This is a genomic window from Desulfoluna butyratoxydans (assembly GCF_900699765.1).
Classification (GTDB): domain Bacteria; phylum Desulfobacterota; class Desulfobacteria; order Desulfobacterales; family Desulfolunaceae; genus Desulfoluna; species Desulfoluna butyratoxydans.
Map to the genome: position 1 here is coordinate 284,085 of NZ_CAADHO010000005.1, position 25,278 is coordinate 309,362.

Consider the following 25,278-nt stretch of genomic DNA (forward strand, 5'->3'; position numbering starts at 1 on the left):
TCTGCGCCAGGCAGATGAAACACGCCTTATGTTTAAAATAAAGCCTTAAACCGACCTTAAATATCTGGAATAAAAGAGAATGCCCAATAAACTGATAGCATATTGTGGTTTGTATTGTGGTTTGTATTGTGGGGCTTGTAGCTTCAAAGTTGCCTTTGATACGAATGAAAGAGATCACATTGAATGTATGCCTGCAAAATATGAAAAATTTCGAGATCTCCCTTTAGAATTTTGTCCAGGGTGTAGGTTAGAAAATCAATGTGGAAAATGTGAAATTAAAGATTGCGCTGAAAAAAAAGAAATTGAATTTTGTAGTCAATGCAATGAATTTCCATGCATAAAACTTGAAAATTTCAACAATGACGGAATCCCTCATCATTATGAAGCAATAAAAAACCTACTTTTGTTAAAGGAAATTGGTACAAGCGAATGGATTGCTTTGCAACGTGAAAATTGGGAGTGCAAGTGTGGCTCAAAATACTCTTGGTATTTAAAAAAATGCAAGAAGTGTTCTTCTTACAAATGAATACTATAAATAATATTTTACAACACCATGCAATATAAAAAGTCTAAATATTAGCACCTTATAGCCTTATATAATACCTTCAAAATTATAGGTTTTCAAAAAAACTTATTCGGGTAGCCGGGGATTTCTGGGTCGTCGCTGTTTTGTATGGGTAATCCCTGTGTCTCCATGTTGGGTTAGGTCTGAATTTTGAATGTCGATATGTTACTTTCCAGTAAAATTTGTAAGTCCCGTTAACCCGATAAACCAAAGATCAAAATTAATGGACATTCAAGCTCAACAACACCCTCACACCCGCCTCCCCAAAGCCTCACAACACGCTTTATTCCAACAATACCGCACACAAACCATCATTTCACCAAACCACGCAGGACGGGCAAAACGGAGCGTGCCCATCAGGCGCGTCACTCCCCCTCACACCAGCATATAGCGCCTCCCGCTCCGCAATGCCCTGAGCCCTGCGGGCTTTATCCCCTCCTCTTCGCCGCCATCCTCTCCTGCTCTGCCCTGTAAAACGACACAATCCGATCCACGGCCTGGTATTGACGATCCAGAAGGTCTTCGGTGATGGTGCGAAGGCCCCATTTCTTAAAATCGATCTGAAGGCCGTTTCCCCCCGGGGCTTCGGCATCTTCCAGTTCGGAAAAGAACGAACCCACGGATGTAAGCAAACGGTGTACGTCTTTGATGGCATCGCAGAGTTCAGATATTTCCGACCCTGAAAACATGCGGCGGCCGGGTTGGCTATCCGATGAGATCATGAGGAACTCCCGTTTATTTTTGTGTGTGGAATGTCGGTGCACTCAGTGTGCCATGGCGATGAACAGGCAATAGGGGAGGCACAGGAAACGCGCCGGATGTGATTAGCCCATAGCCAATCCCCTATCACCCATTACCTAATCTGTGGGGACCTATAACCTAGTACCCACTGTTCATTGGCCATTTGTAACGACGGTTGCGTTGGTGAAAGGGGCGCAAGGTTGCGCGGATAGAGGAAAATACGACTTGAAATGGGGATGTGTGTGGTGTAAAAAACCGTGTAGCCATGACGACCTCCTATCAAGGTTGTTTTGGTCAGGCCTGGCAGGATGTTGGCGCATCCTGTCGGGTCGCATCATGAATTCCAAAAACTTCGCAATAACTAGTTATTACGCCCCACCCTAATGCCATCCCCATGGCGTGTCAATAGTTTTTTCAACACTAAATCATGGGGTTATTCATTTCGATCTTTGCTGAAATAATTTCCGATAAAGCCTTATTAGCGAACCCCGACAGATAAGCCTTCCCGCAGCCCCCCTCCCAGTATCAGAAACCAACTGATTGCAAAAGTTCATGGATGTATTTGACGTGAGCCCATGAAAACCAGGCCCGTTATGACCATCCTGACTCTCTCAATATGCCAAAAAGAGCCACGTGTTGGACACGTTCCTATCGAGGGAAGACGGTTTTTTTCAATTGAAAATTGGAGGCTTTGGTCGTATGACTTAAAAGTTAAGTACCCAGGGCAAAGGAGATGACGAGTAAGTGATTTTGTCATTGCAGGCGGACCATCGATGTTCCATTTTTGCCCCTCAGGAGCCGAACACTTCAAAAAAATGTCCCAAAATTACATGCACATCTCGCAGGAAGAACAATGAAAAGATACAGAATTTCTTTAAACGGCACGAATTTCCTTTTCAACTTTGAGGAAACGACACCGGAAAAATATGGTTTCTTCACGACAAGATGGGTCAAAGCAACTAACGCAAATGAGGCTGAAACACGTGCCATTGGCCTCATTAAAAAATGCCCTGATCTAACACAAAGAACGTTAAATCAAAGGGATGACCCTCCAATGATTTACGTAGAGGAAATTGTCCCGGTTGGAATGTTTGAGTATTTGAGGCGAAGCCCTGGGCGTGGATATACATTTTATCCTGAAGATGCCGATGATAAGGTGTAGGGGTCACCCATTTAACAAAAATAATAACGGGTAATATTCGTGCGCTGGATTAATTCGGCAATTTTCACTCTTGTGGCGGGGATGCACCTTCAGAATCGCCCCCCATTTTAAGGCGAATTCTAATGGCTCAAAAAGTAAAAAAAGCTTGTGTTAAATGTATAGGTCTTTAGGTCTGCTCCCTTTATACGTACCAGCAAGGGTTTTCTAAAAAGGAAACTTATGAAATCACTTGAGTGTCCTTATTGTCATAAAAATGCATGCGAACTGTGGGAAGTTTTTAATTTGTCTTTACCCCTTCTGTTTGCTGGATGGCCATGCATGAAGTGCGGTGAGAAGATAAAATTAAATTGGTTCTTTGTAAAATTGGGCGTCGTATTGATAATTTGTATACACCTTATTGGGTCAACAATTCAGCGCATTGGAGCAGATCCTTTTGGGTCAAGCCACTTAATCGCAACGCCATTCTCTGCTATACTACCATTTTTATTCGGAATTTCATTATTCAAAAAAGTATAAGACCTACAAAGAAGGCATGTGACGAGATAGGACCTTCCCACACAACCTGGCATACGGCCGGGTGCCTCGGCGGTTCGGCTGATCAAAAGAGTTAGACCCCCGGAAGGAACAACCCGCGAAAAAATATCTGGGTGGAAAGGTGAAGCTCATCCATCATAGCTCATTCTTATTGAAATGTGCCGCACGCGGCACACAACTAAACACCGCAGGCACCAAAAAGAGATCATAATGCGCCCTCTCTGGGAGACAACCTACGCTGATCTTCATGCCAAAAGTTTTGGCAATGCGGGGAAGGAAGTACTGGACCTGATTCCCCTTTTACCGGCCAGGGCCAAGGTGCTCGACCTTGGGTGTGGCGATGGCAGAAATGCCATCCCGCTTGCCCGGGCAGGATTTACTGTGACGGCCGTAGATATATCTGAGGCCGGAATTCGAAAGCTTGATATGCTGGCGGCCCGCGACGGGCTCACAATACACAGCAGCGTTGGGGATATGACCCGTTTCGAGTTTCCGGAGGAATATGATTTGATCATTTCCCATGGCTGTCTCCACTTCGTTAAGCCCAGCCAGTGGGAAGAGATGATTGAGAGGTTCAAGGCTCACACAGCGCCCTCCGGATTCAACGTCATCACTGTCTTCACTGATGCTATCCCTGCTCCGCCGGACTTGGCACCACTTTGCGTCGGTTTGTTTCGCGAAGGGGAACTGTACGAGAGGTACTCAGAATGGGAGACCATCCTGAAAAAAAGTTATACCTTTGAAGATGAGCATGCGGGAGGAATCCGGCACACACATGCTGCAAACAAACTTGTGGTGAGGAATTGTCGAATGGGGTAGCCAGGGAATTCTTTACAGAAGCCCTACCCCACTCATTTCTAATGCGCCCGGATGGGACATGCCACTTAAAATAACTCGGCTTCGGCTCTATTTTGCTTAAAGATGGGCACGCCTCGGGCTTTTCCCACCCTACCAGAGACCGACAACCCTTGAGCTCCACCAGCATGAGAATTGTTGTCAAACCTGAAATACTATCGCGCTTCGGGCGAGCCCCATCGTATGGAGCACGCACCATACACCTATTGGAGTCCCAACCTATGGAAATCAAGCACCGTTTGCCTTCTATCGAAGAGTACCAAAAACTAAGGGACCTGGTCGGCTGGTGGGAGACAGACCTGATCGCCACTGAGATCGCTTTGAACAATTCGCTGTTCTCCGTTGTAGCCATGGAAGGCGAGACAGTGATCGGCATAGGCCGTATTGCAGGTGACGGGGGGCTGTACTTCTACATTCAAGACGTGATTGTCCAACCCAATTGCCAATCCAAGGGCATCGGAAAGGCCATGATGAAAGAGCTCATGACATGGGTCAGACAAACAGCGAAGCCTGGCTCATACATCGCTTTGATGTCAGCACCGGGACTCGAAGCATATTATGAAGCCTTTGGTTTTAAGATGCGTAAAAGTGATGCGCCTGGAATGTTTCAGGTAATATAAATAAAACGGGAACATAGGCAGGTAAAAGGAGGTTCTCTCCCCCCCCCTGCCCCGCCAGCATACGCTGGTATAGAAGGGACACGTCCTTCAGGTATAAAGATGGACATGCTTCTGGCTCTGCTCATCCTACCGGAAGCCTCCCATCCTTGAGCCTTTACGGCCATTATGGCGCATCCCTATAGTCATGGTCTGGTAGCGTATGGACATACGGACCAAACACCTGTACTTACAAGAATTCGGTGCGCATGGCGCACCCTACTTTTTCTCGTTGCCCCATAGGAAAAAGCGGCTACGATCCTGATATATGAACTTCTACCGCTTTGCCTATTGGACGACCCGTTAATTTGCCATAGCAACAATACTCATGTTAAGCATATTTACAATCAAAATTTTTCGCAAACAGATGACTTCCAGTTAACCCTAAGCCTCACACCATCCGAATACGCTTATGCCAGTTTCACACAAGATTATATCATCTACCGCCTCTAAACCGAATGGCAGACTTTATATATGCTAAGTATGAAATATACCTCAATTCTAATCGTTAGCGTTTTCTCAGCATTCGTTTTTATCATTGTTTGTGACACGCTGATCAACCACTCACCATTGATAAAGCGATCCAAAATTTATTTTTATCTTAAAAACATAGAGCTAAACTACAGCAACCTACTTGGTTTTATTTTCTGGGGTGGGTTGGCAATATATGACTTCAGCAAGGAGCCATCATTTAGCAGATTTAGAGGAGCGCTGATCCATAGTTATACCTGGGGATTTACATCAATTCTTTTGTGCATTTATTGTTTAGTCAATTCCTTCAAAGGAAAAAACAAACAATGACAAATATCATTACATTCAGTTAGCCCGGCATTTCGCCCCCCAGCCCACCACCGACCAGTCCATTAAAAACGAACTCACCATCACCTTTGCTATTCTAAAAAACGGTACGCATGGCTCCCACCACCGTCTCCCGTTGCCACATAACCCCTCGTAATGCAGCGGGCCACTTGCCACTCGCACAAAAAAAGCGCTTCCCATCCGCGAAGATGAAAAGCGCTTTTTTTAATTCGATATCTTATGTACGGGCCCTTCGAAAAGGGCCCGTCTTTCAAGCAATCAGCTTTTTAAGCCTTTGCCCCCGCTTTCTACAGAAGCAGGAAGGCGAGGACCACCACAACCGTGGGGAAGAAGGCCGCCATGGCAAGCTTGCCGGGGTTCACGCCGTTTTTGAAGTACTTCTTCAAAATGGCCTGACCCGCGGGGTTCGGGGCGTTGGCGATAACGGTCATACCACCACCGGCAACGGCACCTGCCACCACCGCGTACTTAAGCGGATCGGTGAAGTTGGGTACCAGCGTACTCAGGAAGGTAATGGCCGCGTTGTCGTTGAACGCCGTAAGGACAGTGGCGCAGAGCATCAGGGTGAGTTCACCCAGGTTGCCGAGGACAGGTGCGATCCACCATCCCTGGACGCCGCCGTGGATAACCAGCCCGCCGAGGAAGAAACCAACAAGAAGCGCGGGCTTCAGGTCGATGCGGTTCTGGAAGGGCGAGGTCACCTGAGCAAAGCCCAGGAAGAAAAGCATGCCGCAGATAAACAGGGCCGGGTAATGGGCGTTGAGAATGGTCCAGACCATAAAGAGGACGTGGACAACAACCACCCAACGGGGGACGGGATCATCACGCTTGTCCCATTCGGGGTCGTAGAAGTTAGCACGCTCGTTGTGGGGCATGAGGCCGGGAATGGTCTTTCGCATCTCGCGGCGCTTGATCTCTTCAAAGCGCTCGTTAAAGGCTTCCCTCACCAGTTCGGGATCGGTGCCCCTGCGCTCAATGCGCTCTGCAAGCTCTTCACGGAGCCGGGTCCGGGTCCTTTCCTTGATCCGGCTGCACGCCTCGTTGAAGGAATCGGTGAACCCGAGCTTGTTGCTGATGATGTGTTCCAGGTCGCTGAACTCCTGCTCAAGGTTTTCACGGGTAAAGTATCTTTTACCGATCTCCTCCTTGAGGCTCGTAAGCTCAAATTTTTCCTGCAGCTTGTTGAACTCTTTTTTGAAGAGCAGGAAGTAGACCACGTTGGAAATCAGGATACCGGTCAGGGCTTTCCATCCGAAATGGGTCAGCATGTGCATCATGCCCCAATCCCAGGGACTGGCAACCATGAGGACCGGAGGCGCCGCAAAATGGGTCAGGGTGCCGCCCACGGAGATATTCACGAACAGCAGGCCGATGGTGGCATACTTGAACTTCTCGCTGGGGTTCAGATCGTAGAATTTTGCGGAAAGAAGAAGCGCCGAGATGGTCATGGCGGCAGGCTCGGTAATGAAAGACCCAAGAAGGGGACCGAAGGTGAGGATGGTGAACCACCAGGCGATGAGGGTTCCACCGGCAAGGTTGGCGATCTTCCACATGACTCCTTCGGCCAGTTTCAGGATAGGTCTCGTGGAGGCCAGGGTCATGATGACCACGACGAACATGGGCTCCGTGAAGTTGACCTTATGACCGAGGTAGTTCAGGAGGGTATGCCAATCGTAGAACCCGAGAATGGCCACAGCCAGGGCAATGGCCCAGATGCCGAAAATAGCCTCCACTTCACCCAGAAAGTGAAACAGCTCGGCACCATGGCTCACGGAATATTTATCCGCGACCCCGCGCTCAATCTTTTCCTGATGCTCGTGTTCCCACTTGTGGGCTATGGCGAGAAACTTGTTGGCAACAAAGGTGTGAATGATGGCAAAGAGAAAGATGAGACTCGCCACCAGGTTAAAGGGTTCCTGGGCCACTCGGTCCTTTAGAATCTCTAAAATTCCAGAGGCATGAGCGTCCCCGTAAGAGTCAAGGGCCCTTGGAAAAACCTCGCCGTTTGATGCGCCATGCCCTCCCCCACTGGCGTAAACCAGCGAGGCCATGGCCACAATTCCAAGCGAAAACAAAACGATACTTAAAAGCTTTCTTTTCTCCATAACATTTACTCCACGACAGACTGCGAAAATATTTCAAAAGAGGAAACAAACCTTAAACACGCCAAAGGACCGAGGGATTCTCATTGGACCATGACAATCCTCGGCTTCAAAAAGAACATGGAGCGCCTTTATTATTTGCAAAAGACAGTCCATGCGTCTTGAAAATCTATTTCCTGAACCTGTAACACGTCGAGTCATACTGCTCCGGGAACGAGCACAGTGCAGAGTTACCATCACTGTCAGCAACACCCGAAATAGCAGGTGCTGAGGCTCGTGACTTATTGGAACTCTCAAGAATCTTCCAAAAAAGCAAGCCCCTTCCTGAACCTTTTTTCCAGGGCCTTGAAGGGCAAATACGACAAAACCTCCTGATTTCGGGAAGCTCCAAAAAACGCGCCCAAATAAAAACAACGTTTCATGTCCGGATTTTAATGTTGTTTTCCGTCAGCAACGACCCCAAGCGCCGCCAAATCCACGAAAGGGGAAAGAAAAGTCCCGGCCGTTTGCCCAAAAAAATTGGACAGTTCCATCAAAATAATTTATCTCATTCCTATACATAGAAACACGACAAATATTCCCTTGCAGCCCACATTTCATGCACCATATTCGATTACCCGGAACCAAAAATGCTAAGGCAGATGGGCCGCCGGAAAGTGCTGACACGTATTATCCCTTCCGTCCCGACGGTCACCACAGCTATTAATAAGGATCGAGCACCACCCCATTGCGGCGTAGTAGGTGCCTGCTCTGTTTATTCTGACGTAATGACGGCCTCAGCATCTTACTACCCACCATAAAGCACAACAGCGACAGTGCCATAGGGAATGCCCGCCCAAACCGTTCGACAAACGACCTCAAAGCCCTTGCCGGTGGGTGCCAATGGCCCCATCCTTGAACTGCAAAAGCTCGTATGTTAAGCCGTTCGATGATCGCCTGGATTCTTCTTGTCCAGAGGCTATCCCATCATTAAGTATAGGGATCGCCGCACAAAGTCACTCCATACCGGGCGTACGCACCAAAACGCTCTCAGGCATCACGTAAGATTCCGCTCGTTTCTCGCCATACGGCGTTGTGATGCCGGTTGTTTATTCGTCAGTATTATGAAGGGTAATCTTAAAATGATTGAAAAGAATAGGCGTTGGGTTGGAAGCTTACAGACGGCCATAAATCAACTCAGCGAACAAGACCGTTTAATGGTCATGCGTGAGGCGGGTGTGGGATGTTCCTCTGACATTCTGGCTTTGTGTGAGAGCGTGTTGAATCATCCTGTGGGTTCTCTTGAGGACCTCGTCACTGGCTGGAACACTGTCAGAAAATCAAAAAATCTCCGGGGAAAGTGGGTCATAGATGGTGATTGCATCACGGGGACATTCCATGAGTGCGGCTGCCCACTGGTTCGGTCGGGATTTGTTCAGCTTACTCCTGTTCAGTGTTTGTGCTCCAAGGGCATGATTGAAAAGGTTTTCTCACACGTCACACGTAAAAAAGCTGACGTCCACATCAAGCAATCCATTGGAAACGGCGATGATGTTTGTGAGTTCACGGTCATGATCCGGGACAATTGAATTAAAGAGTCGCATCGTCATGCTGAAGGGACGCACTTATACAATAACAGTCGCCAGGGCCGTCCATGGATGGCCTGTTGCCGATATATCGGTGCGCACGGTATCCCCCCCGAGGCAAAAGCAATACCCATCCTGCCATAAGGCAGACAGATCGGGATGTTTGAGGTCACCTGGCTTGAGCCACTTGTTCCCCCACCAGTCCAGCCCCGGGGTCTCCCACGTATTGAACCAGGAGACGACCTTCGGCAGCGCGCAGTTCCACCATGGATTTTTGAAGCTGCACAAATCCGTCTAGTCTGTCCTCTTTGGCTTCGATGGCGTCCTCCTCCCTGTTTAACACCTCGTCGCTACTGGTCCTGCCCGCGTTAAATCGCGCAAGGACCATTTTCAGCAGGCGTTCATTGGCCTCACTGGATTTTGACAGGTAATCCAGCTGATCAAAGGCGCTGTTGACCTCACCGGTCAAGGAATGAATTGTGTTGGCTACGTCAACTTCAAGGGATTTCAGTTCCAAAAGAGCTTTTCGTTTGTTCATCTCGGCAATGGAGAGCTGGCTTCGGGCTTGGATCCCTCCCATAAGGGGAACAGAAAAGTACACCCCAACGCTCCAGGTGCGGTAATCATCATGGAAAGCGTTCTCACCCGCATCACCAACGCTGTCCCCCAGGCCGTTCAACCCGTAGCTGCCCTTGAGGTCAACCTGAGGCCACCGTTGATTTTCTGCAAACTTCAATCGGATGTTCTCTTTCAGAATCCGATGTCTTAACACCTGATATTCTGGACGATAAGAAAAAGCACGCTGCATGCTGCCTGCGTACTCGGCTCGATGGTCTGGCAACCGGTCTGCGTGGGAAAAATCGATAGACAGTGGCTGTCCCTCCTGGGCATAGGAGACAAAGGTGCGAACCCTGTCCCTGGCTGCATCGCACTCCTGGTCGGCCATGGTTTCAAACGCAAGTCGCTTGTTCAATCCCGCCTCAGCCAACAGCACCTCGGTCTCTGCCATGCGACCCAGGGCCGCTCGTTTCCTGTTATTTTCGAACAACGCCCGTGCAATCCGTACCGACTCACCCCGAACCTTAAGCTTCTCCATGGCTCCGTAAAGATCCCAGCAAGCCATGAGGGCTTGTTTTACGGTCTCCTGTTTTTCCGTTCGATAGAGATGGTACGCTTCATCGGATTCCGCCAAAGCAGCCCGAAGCTGTGCCACAGGAGCTGTACCCGCACCTTTTAATAAAGGCTGGGTCACTTCCACGCCGACTTTGGATGTGTAGTCATAGTCGTCATAGGTCGTTCGGTCTTTGTATTTTCGTGTGGAGTGCAGAACTTTCAGGGTGGTACCCGTGGGGGTCAGCATCTGAACAGATGCAGAAAAATCAGAACTTGCCGCATCCCGCTCCTGGGCAAAAAGCACGGATGACTTATCTTCCTGGGAGTACCGTACCCGATCCTCACCGGCCTGGTACGAGGTGACAAACTCAGGTTCAAAGGCGCCCTCTTCTCCCCGGGCCGTCTCCTGGGTTGCTTTGAAATCAAGATAGTGAACCGCAAGGTCATTGTTGTTTTGGATAACCATACGGATGTATTCATCAAGGGTCACCCGGGTGGCCGTCCGGTTGCCTTTTATATGGTAACCGGAAGATATCTCTTGGGAGGAACCACTCTCTGCGGCAGGAGACGCTAAACCAGACACCGTGCCATGGTTTTTTGCGTATAGATTTCCCGGTACTACAACAACAAAGGCCAGCAGCAAGACAAACGCTTTCAACAAACACACTCCATGCTTAAAAGGCTATAAACCCAACCACATTATTCAATTCATGGGTCTTTTACGGATAAATAAGTTAGAAAAACACCCCTTCCCCAATAAGGGAAAGGGGTGTTTTGATCCCGTGAATGGGGCTTAGACAGCCTGCCAGGAGACAGCCAGTACCGGGGCGAGTTCATCCCGGACAGCCTGGGGCAGGGAGGCATTGCCCGCAGGGGGTGCCCCGAATTGCGCCATGGCGTTCACAAGCGTCGCCACGTTCTCGGAGGCCAGGGCAAATCCAGCAGTGGAGATGTCATCCAGTTTTGCCGCATCCCCGTCATACCAGTCGGAAACCACGACCTGGTCCTCAGAGCCGATCACGTCGATGACGAGGTTGTCTCCATCCTGGGAAAACCAGAGATTCTCATTGGTGATTCCCCCTTCGAACACAAGGGTATCGGTGTCCCCGGCAGAATTGCCGGACTGATTGAAGATGAGGTCGGAGCCGTCTCCGGCCGCAAAATGGTAGGTATCGTTACCATCACCGCCCAGGAGGCAGTCGTTGCCCCCATTGCCGATAAGGTGGTCATCCCCGCTGCCGCCGTCGAGAAAATCGTCATCCGAGGACCCCAGGATGCGATGGCTCTCTGAAGAGGCGGCCACAACGGTTCCGTAGCTTCTCTCATCGGGAAGCCCGGCATACACAGGAGAACCCTGGGGATCCGGGTCTGAAAGACCAAAGGCCCCGAAGATCTGAGCTTTGGAAATGGCCCCCCCGCTGGCAAAGCGCACTGTGTCGATGGCAGCGTCCCCTCCCTTGAAGAAATCCTTCAGGGTCACCTTGTCGGTGGAGCCGCTCACGTTAAGAATCAGGTCATCCCCGTACTTGGACAGGCCGGAGGCCACCTGATTGAAGTCAATCCCTTCAAACTCGAGGGCATCCACCCCTCCGCCGGTGCCGTCAATCACGTCCTGGCCGTCCCCCGCGGCAAACCGATAGGTATCGTCCCCACGGCCTCCCACAAGCACGTCATTGCCAAGGCCACCCCTTAAGGTGTCGTTTCCGCTGCCCCCTTCAAGGCGATCATCCGCAGCCTGGCCGTTGAGGGTATCGTCTCCGGTACCGCCCTGGATCAAGTCACGGCCCGTGCCACCGTCAAGGGCGGGGTCGTTTCCGGTGGTTCCCGATACGGTCTGATCAAACCCGGCCGGAGGGGTCGGAACCGCAAGGCCAAAGGCCCCGAAGACCTGATCCGCCGTAATCTGTCCACCGGTATCAAAGGCAATGGTTTCCACAAGGTTGTCGCCCCCGAGGAAGAAACCCTTCAAGGTGACCTGATCCGAGGTGCCGGAGACGTTCAAAATCAGATCATCCCCGGACTTTGTCAGCCCTGAGCCCACCTGGCTAAAGGTGATGCCCCCGGCAAACCGAAGGGTGTCCGTGCCACCGCCTGTGCTGTCGATGACCACGGATCCGCTTGAGAACACATAGGCGTCATCGCCTGCACCCCCAATAAGAAGATCGTTTCCGCCACCGGCCACGAGGGTATCGTTTCCGGCACCGCCCACAAGAATCTCTGCAGCGGCCGAACCGGTAAGGGTATCGTCACCGCCTGTCTGGGGTCCGGGAGGAGTGTCGCCGCCGGAGCTTCCTCCGTCGATGAGCCCTTCGATATCTTCGCCGGTGAGCAGTGCCCCGCCGTCATCCGGCTGAACATAATCGATGGCCCAGTCCCCGCCCAGAAAATGATTTTTCACCCTCACGCTATTGCCTGCGTCGCCATCCAGGGTAATGAGAAGGTCGTCGTTGTCCCTGGAGTAGGTCAGACGATCCCGCCCGATGCCTTCGGTAAAGAACACACCGTCATATCCGCCACCGGTATTGTCGATGGTGTCCTGCCCCCCACCGGCTTTGTAGACATACTTGTCATCACCGATACCGCCGATGAGCTCATCTGCACCGGCTTCTCCACCAAGCTGGTCATTTCCTTCGCCTCCCAGGAGATGATCGTCCCCTTCTCCGGCGTCAAGGTAGTCGTTGCCTTTTCCGCCCACCAGCCAGTCGTTCCCGGCGAAGCTGAACAACTGATCGTCGCCGTCAAGGCCTTTCAACAGGTCGGCACCGCTGGTACCGGTAAGCTGCTCCCCTGCCTCCGTGCCTTTTTTCACCGTATCAAAGGTGTCTTCCGAAGGAATCCCTTCTTCGCCGGGCTCATCGCCTCCGGGATCTCCCTGAAGAATTCCTTCGACACTTGATGCCGAAATCCCGTACCCGCCGTCCAACTGGATATAGTCTACTTTGTATTCATCACCTTTGAACCAGTCTTTGACAGTGATCTGGTCCGTACTGTCCTTCACCTGAATCACCAGGTTGTCGCCATCCTTTACAAAAAGAAACAAGTCCTGAATCTCTGAGATTGGGTCATCCTCAGATGAGGCAATATTGTCCTCGAGCACCGGGCTGTCGCCGCCCCCGACTAAAACAGGATCATCCAGGCACAAGCTCGGGGCGAACAGAATCCAGTCTATTCCACCACCGCTATTGTCGATAACATCCTGCCCAAAACCGGGGTTAAAGAAATATGTATCGTCACCACCACCGCCAAAAAGGTAATCGTTTCCTGCCTGGCCGGAAAGATCATCGTTTCCTTCACCGCCCAGAAGATGATCGTCACCATCACCTGCTTCGAAGTAGTCGTTTCCTGCTCCACCAAGCAGCCAGTCATTTCCACCATAACCGAACAGATAATCATCACCGCTTAGACCTTTAAGGAGATCTGCACCGGTAGTCCCGGCAAGTTGCTCACCAGCATCTGTACCTGTTCTCACCTCGTCGAAGGTGCTTTCTTCAGGAAGCCCATCATCGCCAGTATCTCCGCCACCAGTATTACCGTTACCAATCATCCCTTCAATGCTTGAAGCAGAGATCCCGTGGCCGCCATCTGGCTGGATGTAATCAACCTTGTACTCATCGCCTTTAAACCAATCTTTAACCGTGACCTGATCGGTGCTGTCAGTCACCTGAATCACCAGGTTGTTGCCGTCCTGGGAAAAAACGAGCTTATCCTGAGTGAGCCCATTGGTGAAAACGATCCAGTCAACCCCACCACCGATATTGTCAATAACATCCTTACCGAAGCCGGGACTGAAGACATACTGATCGTCCCCTGCTCCGCCAATAAGTGTATCGTTTCCGTCCTCTCCCATTAACCGATCATTGCCATCATCCCCAAATAGTACATCATCGCCTGATCCTGCACCGTTTCCGTTTCCACCGTAAAGGCTGTCGTTATTTTCACCACCATGAATTGCATCATTCCCCAGGCCACCCCAAACGGTATCATTGCCGTTGCCAGCAAATATTGTCTCGTCATAGTCATGATGACCGGCCAGCTGGTCGTCACCATCACTTCCCATGACTACAGCATTTCTCTCTACTTCTTCACCGGAGAGTGTAGTGCCATCCTGAAAAACTATTTCTTCAATTTTAAATCTGTTGGATGTGGAACTAAACCAGTTCTCTACCGTAATACGATCTGCGCCACCGGAAATATTTAAAACAAGATCATCACCTTGCCTCACAAACTCAATGTCATCAGCAACGATTCCTTCACCAAAAGCTATCCGATCCGGTACGTAGGCATCATCAGAGCCTTCATAATCAGCAGTAGACTCTCTTATGATATCTTGACCATCACCCAGGTTGAACCGGTAGACATCACGGCCTGTGGAGCCGTAAAAAATATCATTTCCTTTACCTCCTTCAAACCAGTCTACCTCTCCATAATAGATATCTTTAGTGCCATAAAGGGTATCGTTGCCATCTCCTCCGAAAAGATGATCATCTCCCATCCCCCCGATAAGCGTATCATCACCAGCCCCACCATTAAGCGTATCGTCTCCCATTCCGCCTAACAGCACGTCTTGTTCCTCGTCCCCGAACAACTCGTCGTTACCGTCTCCACCGTCGATATGATCATCGCCTAATCCACCATGGATCTGATCCACCCCATCACCACCATTAGCCTTATCGTTGCCTTGGCCGGCATGGATAGTATCATCGCCATTGCCTCCGTTAAGGATATCATCACCCTCACCACCCGAAAGTGTATCATTCCCGTGGTCGCCATTAATCGTATCATTTCCAGAAAGACCGTCGAAATTATTATCTTCCTTATCACCATTAATTTGATCATCGCCAAGGGTAAAGGTATTTTGCTCAAACAACAGTTGCCGAATCAACTCAACAGACAAGACATCACCATCGGCAAACTTTATCTGTGCATCACCATCAGGAGAACCACAACCCCCTTCAAGAAGAAAGTAATCAGTTACCGTTAGTGAGTCTTCTCCATCCAGAGAGCTGATAACCAGATCATCACTGCTACGGATAATATTAACATCCTGTATTCCCCATCCACTTACAACGGAAATAATATCTTCATTCTGTATATATTCGACTGTGTCATTTCCTGCGCCACCCCCAAAAACAATGGTATCAACACCAGCGCCGCCATCAAATGTGTCGTCTCCGGCACCTCCATCAAGAAGGTCATTACCAAGTCCTCCCCTCAACGTATCATTTCCGCTATCCCCGTTGAGAATATCGTTTCCTTCTCCGCCAAAAATAACATCATCTCCATCGCCACCGAAAATAGTATCATCTCCATACTCCCCTTCCAGATGATCCTTTCCTCCCAGCCCACTGATGTAATCATCGGTTTCATGGCCTCTTATAAAATCGTCCGTTTCCGTACAGGTAAGAATCAACTCGTTGATTCTGTTTTGATCCCATACGGTGCCGTCATCGAAAGTAATGGCTTTGATTTCGTAGGTAACACGGGGTCTGTCTGGGTTATGATCCTCAATCGCGAAATGCCTGTATACTGTAAGGTGGTCGGAACTGTTTTTAAAAGAAATGATCAAATGCTGCCAACTTTTGGCGAGTTCGACATCATCAGGACTAATTCCTGAGCCAAACCGAATCACATCCTTATTTCGCTCAGAACTATCATGATATTGGGTTGCCCCAATCGTTTCAAAGACACCATTCTTGATGGTATCGCGGCCGAAACCCTTCTCGAAATGATATGTATCAGCGCCTTTGTCACCATGAAGGGTATCATCGCCCGCCCCTCCAATCAAAATATCATCTCCGGCACCGCCATGGAGACTGTCGTCACCAGATAAACCGACAAGGGTTTCATCACACACAAAACCAATTATTGTATCATCCCCTTCCGTCGGCTGGGTGCTTACTTTGCTTAAAACATCACCAAAGGTCCACACATCACCACCATTGAAATGTATTTCCTCAATACGGTTTTGCCCATAAAAATAATTTTCAATGGTAACTTGATCATCTCCTCCAAAATCAAGAACCAAATCTTTTCCATCAACGGTTGAAATGTTAACAGCGTCAGGCTGCAAGCCTGCACCCAACTTCAGGACATCTATGCGGCCTGTCTCACCTGAATAACTTTCATCGTGAATGCGGTCGGTACCATCACCCTGGGCAAAGTGGTATGTGTCACCACCGTCCCCCCCATATAGGCGGTCATCCCCTTTCCCTCCGGTCAGTACATCATTCCCGGCGTAGCCGTGCAGAAAATCTGAGCCCCCATTACCCTTGAGTATATCGTCGCTTTCATAACCGAGGAGGTGGTCATCACCGCTTGATCCCAGGAGAACCAGAGCCTTGATGTGTTCGGCGTCCCATGAGGTACCATCCGAAAAGAGTATCTCATCTATTTCGAAATCATCTCCATAAAAGAAATCGGAGACAACTATCTGGTCTCCTGCTGTTCCGACAGTAAGAACCAGGTTATTATTATCTCGGATTAACGCAATATCGTTTTCCGATATTCCCTCAGATAACTTAATCGTATCATGGTAACCATTGTCATAACGATGTTTTACAATGGTATCATGACCATCACCCAAGGCAAATTGATAGGTGTCGTCACCAGCGCCACCATCAAGAATATCATCGCCTTTCCCACCAGATATGGTATCATCACCTGCTCTTGCCATGATATGATCGTCTCCGCCAAGGCCTGTGATCACATCATCAACATCATAACCGACGATTTCATCGGAAGACTCACTTCCTTTTAAAACCAAATGCCTGATATCGCCAACACCCCATACTGTTCCATCTTCGAAACGGATTTCATCAAGTGCAAACCCCCTGTACCCATCTCCAATAAAAAAGCCTGAGATAACAACAGAGTCTTCTGTATTACAAATTGACAACTCAAGATCATTCCCAGAACGCTGAATAATAATATGTTCTGAAAGGATCCCTTCTCCAAACACCAAACTATCGAATCGCCCTGACTGTCTGTCATCATTCCTTATGGTATCGTGCCCATCCCCAAGCCTGAAGTGATAAGTATCGTTTCCTCTCCCTCCTTCCAGTATATCATTGCCTTTCCCACCGATAAGGCTATCGTTGCCATGCCCCCCCGACAGGGTGTCATCCCCCTCATCGCCCAATAAAGTATCGTCACCCATGTTTCCTACAAGGCAATCGTTTCCTTTACGGCCAATAAGACGACTGCCCTCTTCCAGTGCTTTCAGGGTATCGTCCCCATCTGTTGCCAATTCCATCATAATATCAGCCACAGTCATCGTTTCATCTGTATCCGAAAAAACAATAGATTCAACACGAAATGATTTAACAAACCAGTCTGCTATCGTCACGACATCGGAAAGTTCGTTAAAAGGAACAGTTCCTCCCCCGACAGGCCTCACACCAATACACAAGGAGTTTCCCTCACCTTTCTGAAAAATTAATTCTTCCTTCTGTATCCCCTCACCGAACCGCAATATGTCGTTGCCTGTCATTTCAGCGGAGCCTATGGAACTATCAATAATCGTATCACGCCCATCTCCTCTGTTAAAAAAATAGACGTCATTCCCCAAGCCACCCCACAAAAAGTCATTTCCTGTGCCGCCATGAAGGAGATCGTCACCAGCCCCAGTATCCAGGGCGTCATCTCCCCCACCCCCATGAATCTGGTCATCCCCTTCAGTCGTGGTAACTATATCGTCTCCGCTGCCTGCACTTAAAATGTTGTCCACACCTTTAAAGCCGATGTAAACATCGTCCGAAGCCGACCCCATTCGATCAAGCACCTGAGTCGCATTCCAGGCAGTCCCATCGCTAAACTCAAAAAACTCAATTCGAGTTTCACTGTTGTACCAGTTAGTAAGATATATAGAATCAGCTTCATTTCCGACAAACGTAATCTGGATGTCTTTTCCCCCCTGAACCCAGCGAACCTTCAAATCGTCAGGTGTGATATCTTCGGAAAAAACCAACCGATCACTACCCCCATCGTCAATGATGTGAGCTAAACCATCGCCGGAATGAAATACATAGGCATCATCGCCCTGTCCTCCGGACAAGAAATCTCGACCACTATTTCCAGAGAGAGTGTCGTTTCCTTTTCCTCCATAGAGATGATCGTCCCCATCTCCCCCTGAGATGACATCATTGCCACCAATGGACATGACAATATCTGAATTATCCGTTCCCACGATCGTATCGTCAGTTTCCTGACCGTAAATCAAATTATTATCACCATCCAAAGTGAGATCTATCGAGCTAAAAACATTGGCCATGCTGAGTTCGGTACCATCTGCAAAAGCAAGGGTTTCAAGCACACAGCCATTTCGAAGCCATCCTCTCACCACCACTTTGTCACTGAGCGCATCAAACTCAATACCCTCTTCTTTCAATCCGATATAGAGGTCATCATTTTGTTGTACTATCTTTAGATCATCAAACGTAATATTCTCACCGAATTTGAGTGTATCTGCCCCGCCGTCCTTGTGTTCGAATATTTCATCATGCCCATCACCACGATTAAACTGATAGGTATCATCTCCCAGGCCCCCGATTAACATGTCATTTCCAACATTGCCAATCAGGGTATCATTACTATCACAACCCACAATCACATCATCACCACCGCGACCATCCACTTCAGACAACCCGGATCCAGAAATCCGAATATAATCATCTCCAATCGTGGGTTGATGAAGTTGCGGAATCTCATCAAGGTGCAATACAGTTCCATCTTCAAAAGCAAACGTTTCGATACAACAGTTATCCCTCAACCCGCCTTCAAAAATAATCCGATGGGTAAGATTGTTAAAAGGTACACCCTGTTCAGCAATGGCAATAACAAGAGCCCCCGTGTCTTTTATTGATCTGAATATCAACTGATCCGACGAGATTCCTTCGCCAAAAACTAATTGATCTTGGCCTCCAATATCTCGAACCACCATTTCACCATCGGAAAGATCATAGGTATATCCCGTATCCCCGTTACCCAGTTTGCCCAAAAAATCTTCCCATTTGATTGTTGTATCTTCAAACGCAAAAGACTCAATGGTTCCTTTACCAAAAGCATCAACAATTCGAATTGAACTTTTACTGTAATCCGAGGGGTCACCAGCAGCATCTCGAATCCACAGAATGAGGTCATTCCCGGACAGTTCGAGTTTGATATCTTCAGAATAGATCCCGTTAAACTCGATTCTGTCCCCAGTATTCCCGACCTGACCGGAGTCGATGATCGTGTCGTGACCGTCCCCATACGTGTACACGTAGGTGGAACTACGCCTTGAACCGGTCAGCGTATCATCGCCGTGACCACCCACCAGAATATCATGGCCGTATCCGTCACCGGTCTTCAGGATATCGTTGCCGTCACCACCGTATAGGATATCACTACCTGCACCTCCTTCGATGGTGTCGTCCCCTGCACCGCCGTAGACAATATCGTGATCATCCCCTCCCGTAATGATGTCACTACCAGCGCCACCATAAATAATATCCCGGCTGCCACTGCCGGAAATAAAGTCATCCCCGTCACCAAAAAATACTTTCTCATGAACACGCCCGGAGACGTTTCCTTCCGAATCCACTGCAAGGGCAATGTTTTCTTCAGAAAGCAAATTCTGGACAGACGCCACATTCAAAACAGAAGCATCCATATGATCGAACACAGCCATGTTGTATCGATTCAGCATGACACCAAAAAGGTTTGCAACCTTTTTTAAACGGGTCGAATCCGTACATGTTTTCAGCTCATTTTCGAGTTGAGTGTAAAGCTCATCCTTAACCAGTTCCCCTGTCTCGACATCGTACACACCTTTTCCAAAGAGAGATTGCCCGAGGATAGCGATCACCACATCATTTTTGAGCCGGTCATACTTTTTGGCCATGAACTCTGCCATCTGGGTGCCCATCACATCCCGTGTCGAGACCCCATCCACAACCATCCGAAACTCTTCACCGTCGAATCGTTCCAGAATGCTGATATCCCTTTCATAGGCATACACCCTGAACGCCTTCACGACACTGGGATTCGAGTAATTGTGGTTCAGGATATGTTGAATCCCTCGGGTCTTGCCGGAATCAATTCCCTCAGTGTGAGTCCACTCTGCAAGAAGTTCTTCGACCTTATCGTCAATATCTGAAAGGGTTCCAGCCCCGGCACTGACAAGATCAGTCACACTGGCCTTCAGCCCATCATCTTCGCTCATGGCATGGGACAGGTTCTTTACGATGCCGGTGCCCTTGATCTCCGGCATGGCAAGGATCTCTTCAGATACTTCACCTTCGAAATCATACTGAGTGTCCTTACCATTGGTAAGAAACCAAACGTCCTTGATGGCTTTTTCTTCGTTAACGACCTGGCCGTCGGCATCGGTGACAAACTCACCCTGAGCATCTGCTTTTTTCTGGGTAAAGGTGGAGGCGTGGGAGATGTTGTTGTACTCCTCAAGGTTCGAAATCTCATCAGCACCAAGATTGATGGACTTGATGTTGAGTTCAGAAAGGGTCTTCAACTCATCAGCCTGGGTGATCCCGTCCTGATTGGTGTCCATCCAGACCCTCAGGGAGCTGAACACCGCATCTTTTTTATCGATAACACCATCATAATTGCCGTCGTGCTCGGAAAGGGCCTGAAAACCGTCCTGGGCGACCTCACCCTGATTGTTTTTCGTATGGTTCCCGAAAAGTTCGTTGCCGGAATCAATGACCCCGTTGGCGTCTCGATCAAGGGCAAGGATGCCGTCCCCCGCCTCAGCCCATCCGGTTCTCTCCCTAAAGCCGTCTCCGTTCAGGTCAAAGTAGGTTGTGGTGTCAAACATGGAAACCGAGGTTGTGCCGTTGCCGTTCAGGTCAAGGACAAGGGGTGAAGAGAAGTTTTGCCCCTCTTCTTCTTCTTTTTTCTTTTTGAGATGGATACCGAGAGCATTGTCAGTATAATTTTTAATCCTTAGGGTCTCTCCATCTTTATTAACAGTCAGGATTCCACCATTTAACTTATACTCTTCTCCATTGGTACCTCTATAAATATTTGAGCCTTCCTCTTTCTGTTCTCCGCCGCTCAATGTAATCCCGCCGAAATGAACTGTCCCCTTGGAATCGGAATCCTCAATCGTATCTCCGTCACCGGCATTATAGGTATCAAAACCACTTTCACCAAAAAGACTATCAGCCCCGGCACCACCTATTAGCGTATCATTATCATCTCCACCTGTTAGAGTATCGTCCCCTTCATCACCGACAAGGGTATCGTTTCCCTTTCCACCGGTTAAGGTATCTTTCTTATCGCCGCCATAAAGAGAATCATGGCCGTCACTACCCTTAATGGCATCTTCGCCATCCTCTCCATATATGGTGAGTCCCCCGTTTATATTGGCACCGCTGGCAGAAACCGTATCATTTCCCTCTCCAAGTTGAATCGTACCAACACCTGAAATATCCGCATTATCAAACGTCAGGGTATCATCATCACCACCGGTATTGACCGATCCCAACTCACTAATTGTTGAGCCAGAAAAATTATAGACATCTTCACCGCTTCCACCGTTAATACTTCCAATATTCTGGATAGTGGCATCATTAAAACTTAAAGTATTGTTTCCATGTCCGGCATTGATTGCCCCAATATTACTTATACTTGCACCATTAAAAATAAACAGGTCTTTGTCTGTAAACAGTAAACTACCGTCATTACCGCCCTTTAAAGTACCAATAGAAACACCGGTAGATTGGGAAAAATCGACACGGTTATCACCATCCCCTGTTGCTAACATGTCAATGGTCAGATTGGTTGCATTGGAAAACTGAAAATCATCGTTACCTTTACCGCCTGTAATCCCTTCAACATGCCCACCCTGCATACCGCTTGCGATAATCTTATTTTTCCCATTACCGACTTGGATCGAATCAATCGATTTAATGTCGGCACTACTCAGCTTAATGGTATCTTGCCCAGCACCACCTGTTATTTCACGGATGAGATCAGACGTAGCCCCACTCAAATCAAGGGTGTTCGGCCCATCACCAAGATCAATGGTTCCGATTGTATTGATTATCGAGTTTGAAAGGTCAAAATTGTTCTCAGACCCACCACCCAAAAGCGATTCAAGTTTTTCGCCGACAGCGCCCTTCAATGAAGCTTTTTCAAAACCGCCTCCAAACTCAATTTTTTCGATGGTATCGAATTTGGAGTCTTCAAGTTTAATATTGTAACCGGCACCCATAGAGACAATATTCTCAATACCCTTCAACTCTATACAACTTAAATCGATCTCACGTTTCTCGCCTGTCCCATGACTGATAGTGTCAACACCATCCCCGCCATCTATAAGCCCTAATGCCCCATCATGTTTTTTATCATCTAAAAACAGCTTATCATCCTGGGCGCCGAGTTGAATTTCACTAATGTTCTTTAATTCTGTTTCCGACAAATCAATATGATCAGCCAACTCGGTACCGGCAACAATATTTTTTCCTTCTTTCCCATCGATCAACTCAACCCGTTGATCATCTGAACTAAAAATGCCTGTTTCTATCTTTGCGAACTGGTAAAGCCGAATTGTATCGTCTTTTTTTCCCCCTTCAATGCGGTCTTCTCCGTCGCCACCTATAAACGTATCATAGGCAGCATCTTCGCCCTGAACGAAGAAAACATCATCACCGTCGCCACCCTCCATGGTATCCTGGCCTTGGCCACCTTCGATATAGTCGTCACCATAATATCCAAAAATCTCATCATCACCTCCAAGGCCATAAAGATGGTCATTGTACATACCACCTTCGATCTTATCGTCTCCGGCATCGTCATTTTCTGTGGCAAAAGTATACTTTCTGATTTTATCTGCCAGATACGCCGGATTTCTTGCGGCATGGGCATAGTGCCTCTGGTTGTATCCATTCCCGTTTTTTTTTAAGGCAATATCTTCAAATAAAATCGTTTCTTTTTCATCAAAAACTCGTTCACCAGGATTCATGCTGTAATATAAAAACCTCGCACGATCCTTCTTATAATTCTCACTGAAATCATCAGGATTCAATTCAAGTGTATTTTTTTCTTTTTCTGTTATATATGGTGCAAGATGCTGCATGGCAAAAAGAGCACCTTTATCATCGGTAAGTCCATACAGCTGATCAAGACTCTTTCCGATATAATTATGTATACGATCCACATCAGATCCCTGGCGCTTAAAATCAAAATCTATTTCTAGCTTCCTTAGAATGACCTCAAACAGATTTTCATCAGGGTAGCTCTCGAAGTTGGTTTCTACGTAAAAGGCCGGAATATCGCCATCAACAATCTTAAAAGTTAATATTTGATTCGTCGAATCGCTTTCACTCTTAAGAGACCATCTGTCAAAGTCCTTAACAAACTCCCAATTCTCTTCAAGAAATTCTTGTAAAGGAGAAGCGCATGTAATGACAATTGATTCATCATCTTGAGCTTGAAAAATTGCATTTTTATCAGCCACGCCATCAAAGCCATCACTAACGACCTGATTTACAAGGTTTCCTGCAGCCCAGAGGAACAGGACTTCCGTCCCGAAAGCCAAGCCCAATGACCCTACAGCCATTCCCGCGATAGCAGAGCCTGCATTGCCGACCAAAAACTTAATGAAACTCTCTCCAGTCATATCGCTCGTAATAGCAAATGATATGCCTGTTATCGTGCCCCCCTCATACAAAGAAAAAACAAATTCCCTCTTAAATTCTGCCATCTTTGAAATAGGCTTGGGTAATAATTGTCCTGACAGAGAGCCTACAACAGCAGCGGTAAGCATCATAATTTGCTCTACTGTGAAACTGACATTATTAACTAAAGCTTCCTCTCTGATCGCATCCGCAATCTCCTGATTTTGATCAAAACATTGGGTGTAAAAGTCGTTCATCTCGCCTCCTCAAGTATATTTTTCAATTCATCCCGATAAACAAACTCAACGTCATCTTTTGATTCAAAAAAACAGAAGTGATCTTGTTTACTAACAACAACATATTGTTCCTCTGGGAAATCGCGCTCACAGATATGTCTAAGAAGATAGTGACCTGAAGATCCAATGGACCCATAAAGCGCACTTTTATAAAGAAGCTTGGCTTGTTTTCTATTTCTATCTTTGTATTGAAGAAAAGGATTTCGCTCCGGGTCTTCTGACATGGAATTCAGGTATTCTTCATACAGCCTTTCCACCAATGGGTGGTCACAACGGAACTCCCCGGTGATCACCAACGAAAGTGTGAGGTTTTGAAGAATATTCATGAGTGCTTCCTGTCGGCATGCCGGTACCCAACTGTACCTTCCCTTCACTTCATCTTCATAGCCATTCTCTGCCCAAACACTCTCAACATTATCCAGCCAAACGAACAATTCGTACAACTTACCCATCAACCCAGGATCTTTTCGCCTTAACGTTCCTCCGCCAAATAATTTTCCAGTATAATGACTCTGCAGAATTGAATAATAAGACGCAAGATTTGGGTATCCCAAGGCGTACAGACGAATCATCCGCTTGTCCTGGTATTCGTTAGAGGCCATGCCTTGTAAAGAAGACCAACAAGAGTCCAGTAATGCGACCATTTTTGGTTCATATCTATAACTCGTTACAAAATAGGGCCGATCTTTTTTCCTCGTGTAATGGTATAAAAACCACTGATTCTTCCAAACATATCTTTCCCCATCATTTTTCGGGAGATACGTCACACCCATCTTATAAATAGCTCTCAGTAAAAGGGTATAAGGGTAGTTCAAAGGGTTTTCCGGATGAAGATACTGCCCTATAACCATACGATGGGAATTGACAACCTGTCCTGCCACCCAGTACTCTTTCGCCTCATAGTACGAATTATCGTCACGCATCCATTGAGAACGCTGGTAGACATAGATCAAGCTCAAAAAGACCGTGCATCCTATCATAAGCTTTTTGGCAAGCTGAGGATTACGATACGACCACGACGGAGGACTCACCACTTCGTCCGGTGCAGGTCCAGCGCCCTGGATCCAATTCTTTTCCGCGATAGAGTAGCGCGCCTTGTATAGGACTGTACGTAACAGCAGGATTGTCAAGTAACCCAGATAAAGCATCCCCAGAGTTACCCCCACACAACCGGCAAGAAGTAATAGACTCGCAAAAAAATGAATTCCACCAAAATGCATGCAACACCTTTCAATGCCAATTTAAATATTA

The 25,278-nt window shown here is 48.0% G+C and carries 10 protein-coding genes; 5 read left to right on the forward strand and 5 right to left on the reverse strand.

Features of this window, described 5'->3' with window-relative positions; translation table 11 throughout:
* Window positions 1-79: 79 nt before the first annotated feature.
* Window positions 80-526: a DUF3795 domain-containing protein gene (locus MSL71_RS15285; protein WP_180141880.1), complete on the forward strand. Its 447-nt coding sequence runs from the start codon at window positions 80-82 to the stop codon at window positions 524-526.
* 467 nt (window positions 527-993) lie between these two features.
* On the opposite strand, the gene MSL71_RS15290 is transcribed toward MSL71_RS15285, so the two are convergent.
* Complete coding sequence (locus tag MSL71_RS15290; protein WP_180141882.1) at window positions 994-1,287, reverse strand: hypothetical protein; 294 nt, start codon at window positions 1,285-1,287, stop codon at window positions 994-996.
* Between the two features lie 872 nt (window positions 1,288-2,159).
* On the opposite strand from MSL71_RS15290, the gene MSL71_RS15295 reads away from it, so the two are divergent.
* The 3 genes from MSL71_RS15295 (at window position 2,160) to MSL71_RS15305 (ending at window position 4,477) form a co-directional block, all read left to right on the forward strand.
* Entirely contained in the window at window positions 2,160-2,468 is a 309-nt protein-coding gene (locus MSL71_RS15295) for a hypothetical protein (RefSeq protein ID WP_180141884.1), read from the forward strand.
* A 744-nt stretch (window positions 2,469-3,212) separates the two neighbouring features.
* Window positions 3,213-3,821, forward strand: a complete 609-nt coding sequence (locus tag MSL71_RS15300) for a methyltransferase domain-containing protein (RefSeq protein ID WP_180141886.1) — start codon at window positions 3,213-3,215, stop codon at window positions 3,819-3,821.
* Between the two features lie 257 nt (window positions 3,822-4,078).
* Complete coding sequence (locus MSL71_RS15305) at window positions 4,079-4,477, forward strand: GNAT family N-acetyltransferase (protein WP_180141888.1); 399 nt, start codon at window positions 4,079-4,081, stop codon at window positions 4,475-4,477.
* A gap of 1,142 nt (window positions 4,478-5,619) precedes the next feature.
* On the opposite strand, the gene MSL71_RS15310 is transcribed toward MSL71_RS15305, so the two are convergent.
* Entirely contained in the window at window positions 5,620-7,257 is a 1,638-nt protein-coding gene (locus MSL71_RS15310; RefSeq protein WP_246317802.1) for a putative Na+/H+ antiporter, read from the reverse strand.
* A 1,298-nt stretch (window positions 7,258-8,555) separates the two neighbouring features.
* Here MSL71_RS15310 and MSL71_RS15315 point away from each other — a divergent pair.
* Window positions 8,556-9,002: a methanogen output domain 1-containing protein gene (locus tag MSL71_RS15315; protein WP_180141893.1), complete on the forward strand. Its 447-nt coding sequence runs from the start codon at window positions 8,556-8,558 to the stop codon at window positions 9,000-9,002.
* A gap of 166 nt (window positions 9,003-9,168) precedes the next feature.
* Here MSL71_RS15315 and MSL71_RS15320 read toward each other — a convergent pair whose 3' ends face one another.
* The 3 genes from MSL71_RS15320 to MSL71_RS15425 form a co-directional block, all read right to left on the reverse strand.
* Window positions 9,169-10,578: a TolC family protein gene (locus MSL71_RS15320; RefSeq protein ID WP_180141895.1), complete on the reverse strand. Its 1,410-nt coding sequence runs from the start codon at window positions 10,576-10,578 to the stop codon at window positions 9,169-9,171.
* Window positions 10,579-10,905: 327 nt separating this feature from the next.
* Window positions 10,906-23,988, reverse strand: a complete 13,083-nt coding sequence (locus MSL71_RS26505; protein WP_180141897.1) for a calcium-binding protein — start codon at window positions 23,986-23,988, stop codon at window positions 10,906-10,908.
* Complete coding sequence (locus MSL71_RS15425) at window positions 23,985-25,247, reverse strand: hypothetical protein (RefSeq protein WP_180141900.1); 1,263 nt, start codon at window positions 25,245-25,247, stop codon at window positions 23,985-23,987. Before MSL71_RS15425 ends, MSL71_RS26505 begins: the two co-directional genes overlap by 4 nt.
* Between the last annotated feature and the right edge of the window lie 31 nt (window positions 25,248-25,278).